3 protein-coding genes are annotated in these 3,883 nt (G+C 74.8%); all 3 read left to right on the forward strand.

The annotated features are described in order from the left end of the window. The first annotated feature begins 176 nt into the window (after window positions 1-176). The 3 genes from E2C05_RS29575 (at window position 177) to E2C05_RS29585 (ending at window position 3,847) form a co-directional block, all read left to right on the forward strand. On the forward strand, window positions 177-1,178 hold the full coding sequence (locus tag E2C05_RS29575; protein WP_133223203.1) for an NAD-dependent epimerase/dehydratase family protein: 1,002 nt from the start codon (window positions 177-179) through the stop codon (window positions 1,176-1,178). Window positions 1,179-1,208: 30 nt separating this feature from the next. Then, window positions 1,209-2,345 carry a DegT/DnrJ/EryC1/StrS family aminotransferase gene (locus E2C05_RS29580; RefSeq protein WP_133223204.1) on the forward strand — a complete coding sequence of 379 codons (1,137 nt, stop codon included), beginning with the start codon at window positions 1,209-1,211 and terminating at the stop codon, window positions 2,343-2,345. A 374-nt stretch (window positions 2,346-2,719) separates the two neighbouring features. Then, on the forward strand, window positions 2,720-3,847 hold the full coding sequence (locus E2C05_RS29585) for an MFS transporter (protein WP_133223205.1): 1,128 nt from the start codon (window positions 2,720-2,722) through the stop codon (window positions 3,845-3,847). The last annotated feature ends 36 nt before the right edge of the window (window positions 3,848-3,883 follow it).

Genomic DNA, 3,883 nt, shown 5'->3' on the forward strand with positions numbered 1-3,883 from the left:
GGCGGCGCGGCCGGGCGGCCGGGCCCGGCGGCGGCTGGGCCGGACCGCACCGGGGATTGATCCGGTCACAGTCCGGATGGCGACACTCGGGAGGCTTGGTTCCGCCGCAATCCTGGGCGATGAGGAGACCGGGGCTGGCCGCGCTGCGCGGCGTCCCGCGGAAAGGTGCAGGTCGGATGACGGACGCGGAGCGGGCGGCGCAGTGGCGCGGCAAGCGTGTGCTCGTGACGGGCGGGGCGGGCTTCCTCGGCAGCGCCCTCTGCCATGAGCTGGCCCGGCTGGGCGCGCGCGTCACCGCCATCGACGCCATGATGCCGGATGGCGGGGCGAACATCGCCAACCTCGAGGGCGCCTCGGTCCTGCTGGTGCGCGGCGACATCCGGGAGGTGGAGCTGCACTCGCTCTGCCAGGATGTCGACGTGCTGTTCAACATGGCGGCGCAGACCAGCCATATGGGCGGCCAGAAGGACCCGGTCTCCGACATCGCGATCAATGCCGTCGCCCAGGTGCGGCTGATCGGGGTGATGCGGGAAGCGGCGCCGAAGGCGGCCGTCGTGCACGCCTCCACCCGGCAGTTCTACGGCAAGCCGTTGCGCCTGCCGGTCGATGAGCTGCACCCGGTTCAGCCGCCGGATGCCAATGGCGTGTCGAAATTCGCCGGCGAGCAGTACTGGCTGCTGGAGCAGCGGGTGCTCGGCCGCCCCGTCGTCTCCCTGCGCCTGACCAATTGCTACGGCCCGCGGCTGCGCATCCGGGATGCCAAGCAGACCTTCCTGGGCATCTGGCTGCGGCAGGTCCTGCGGGACGAGGGGTTCGAGGTCTGGGGCGGCGAGCAGCTGCGCGACCTGACCTATGTGGACGACGTGGTGCGCGCCTTCCTGCTGGCGGCCGAGCAGGCGGCCCGGCCGGAGCTGGCGGGACGCGTCTTCAACCTGGGCGGGTCGCCGCCGGCCTCCCTGCTCGAGCTCGCGGACTTGCTGATCGCGGCGAATGGCGGGCAGGGACACTATGCCGTGAAGAGCTTTCCGGCCGACCGCGCCCCCATCGACATCGGCAGCTATCACGCCGATGACCGCGCCTTCCGCGCCGCCACCGGCTGGGCGCCGCAGGTCGGCCTGGCGGAAGGGCTGGCGCGCTCGCTCGAATGGTATCGCGCGCGCCTCAAGGACTATACGTGAGTCGGGTGGGCGAGATCCGGGACCGCTGACATGAATGCGCCGCAGACCATGATCCCGCAGGCCAATCCGGGCGCCGGCTACCTGGCGCAGAAGGCCGAGATCGACGCCGCCGTGCAGCGCGCGCTCGGCTCCGGCTGGTACATCCTGGGCAAGGAGGGCGAGGCGTTCGAGCGCGAATTCGCCGCCTGGCTCGGCACCGCCCGCGCCGTCGGCTGCGCCAACGGCACCGATGCGCTGGCGCTGATCCTGCGCGGCATGGGGATCGGCGAAGGATGCACGGTCGCCACCGTGTCCCACACCGCGGTCGCCACCGTCGCGGCGATCGAGATGGCCGGCGCCACGCCGCTGCTGCTCGACATCGATCCCGACAGCTACACGATGGATGCCGAGGAACTCGCCTCGGTGCTCGAGGATCCGCCGCCCGGCCTGCCGCCGGTGCGCGCCGCCATCGCGGTGCACCTGTACGGCCAGGCCTGCGAGCTGGACCCGATGCTGGAGGCCTGCGCCGCCGCCGAGGTCGCGCTGATCGAGGATTGCGCGCAATGCCACGGCGCGACGCTGCATGGCCGCAAGCTCGGCACCTTCGGTGCGGCGGCCGCCTTCTCGCTCTATCCCACCAAGAATCTCGGCGCGCTGGGCGATGGCGGCGTGCTGGCGACGGATGACGAGGCGCTGGCCGAGCGCATCGCAGCGATCCGGCAATATGGCTGGCGGGAACGCTACGTCTCCTCCCTGGTCGGGGTGAACAGCCGGCTGGACGAGGTGCAGGCGGCGATCCTGCGGGTGAAGCTGACGGCGCTGGATGCCGGCAATGCGCGCCGCCGCGCCATCGCCGCTGCCTATGACGCGGCGCTGCAGGGCGGCCCGCTGGCGCCGCCGGAGCGCCGCGCCGATGCCGAGCATGTCTTCCACCAGTATGTCCTGCGCAGCCGGCACCGGTCCGACCTGATGGCGCGGTTGCGGGCGGAGGGGGTGGGCACCGGCATCCACTACCCGGTGCCGGTGCATCTGCAATCCGCCTACCGGGACCGGGTGGCGCTGGGCCCGGCCGGCTGCGCCGAGACGGCGCGGGCGGCGGAGGAGGTCTTCAGCCTGCCGATGTATCCGGAACTGACGGATGCGCAGGTGGAGCATGTCTGCGCCGCCCTGCGCCGCCTCGGCGAGTAGGGCCTGACGCTCCGGTGCCCCTGGCGGGGCACCCGGACGCCCGTCCCGACAGCGGGGGCTGCCCGGAGGCGGCCGGCCAGGGCAGATCCCGATCAGGTGGAATCACCTGAGCGGGTGAAGCTGCTCGTCGGATCAAAAGACCAGGGCGGTTGCCGTGAGCCATGGCGAACGGAAACCGGTTCTGGGGCCATGGTCCCGCCGGGCAGGGGCTGTGGGGGGGGGGCCGGCGCGCCGCCGCGGGCCGCGCCCGGCACCCGCGGCCGCATCGCCGGCGCGCCCGCCATGCGGTGCGGCTGCTTGCGCCGCGATCGGCCCCGCCCCGCATCCCCGTCGTTCCGCCGCGCGTTGGCCCAGGCGACGCAACGGACCCCGGCATGCCCCGCTACGCCCTGCTCTACCTTGCGCTCTTCCTCGGCTGGGGCGTGCTGAGCCCCTTCCTGCCGGCGGTCCTGGCGGAACAGGGCGCCACGCCCGGGGAGATCGGCGTGATCCTCGGCGCCGGCCTCGCCCTGCGGCTGGCGGCGATGCCGCTGGCCGGGCGCATGGCCGACCGCCACGCGGCACCGCGGGCGGTGCTGGCCGCCGCCCTGCTGCTCGCGGCGCTGGCCGCCCTGGGCTACGGCGCCGCCACCGGCTTCGCCGCGCTGCTGCTGGCCGGCGCGTTGCAGCATGCCGCGACCGGTCCGGTCGGGCCGCTGCCCGATGCCCTGGCGGTGCGCGCCGCCGCCGCGCCGGGGGCGAGGCTGGGCTATGGGCGGCTGCGCGGCCTCGGCTCCGCCGCCTTCGTCGCCGGCACCGTGCTGGCGGGCACGGCCGTCGGTGCGACGGGCGCGGCGGGGGTCGTGCTCTGGCTGCATGCCGCCTGCTTCCTGGCGGCGGCGGCGGCCACCCTGGCGCTGCCCGCGCCGCCGCCGCTGCCATCCCTGCCCGTGCCTGGGCGCGGCGCCATCCTGCCGCTGCTGCGCCTGCCGGCCTTCCGCCGTATGCTGCTGCTGACCGCGCTGATCAGCGGCAGCCATGCGCTGCAGACCGGCTATGCCACGCTCCGCTGGCAGGAGGCGGGGATCTCCGCCGCGGCCATCGGCTGGCTCTGGGCGCTGTCCGTCGCGGCGGAGATCCTGGTCTTCGCCGGCCCCGGGCCGCGGCTGCTGGCCCGGCTGGGGCCGGGGCGGGTCTTCGCCCTGGCGGCGCTGGCCGGCATCCTGCGCTGGTCCGTCATGGCCGGCACCGCCGCGCTGCCGGCCATGCTGCTGGCCCAGCCGCTGCACGGGCTGACCTTCGCCGCGCAGCACCTGGCGGCCATGGCGGTCATCGCGCGGCAGGTCCCGCCGGAAGCCTCGGCCACCGCGCAGTCGCTCTACGCCACCTTCGGCATCGGCCTGTCCGGCGCGGCGATGACCGTCATCGGCGGCCAGCTCTACGGCTGGGTCGGGGCGGAGGCCTTCTGGGCCATGGCGGCGCTCTGCCTGCTGGCGCTGCCCGCCGCACGCGGGCTGGGGTAGGCGGGCCGCGCCCCCGCCGCCGGCCCGGCGCGGGGC

Origin of the sequence: Paracraurococcus ruber, assembly GCF_004353985.1 — a bacterium.
Classification (GTDB): domain Bacteria; phylum Pseudomonadota; class Alphaproteobacteria; order Acetobacterales; family Acetobacteraceae; genus Paracraurococcus; species Paracraurococcus ruber.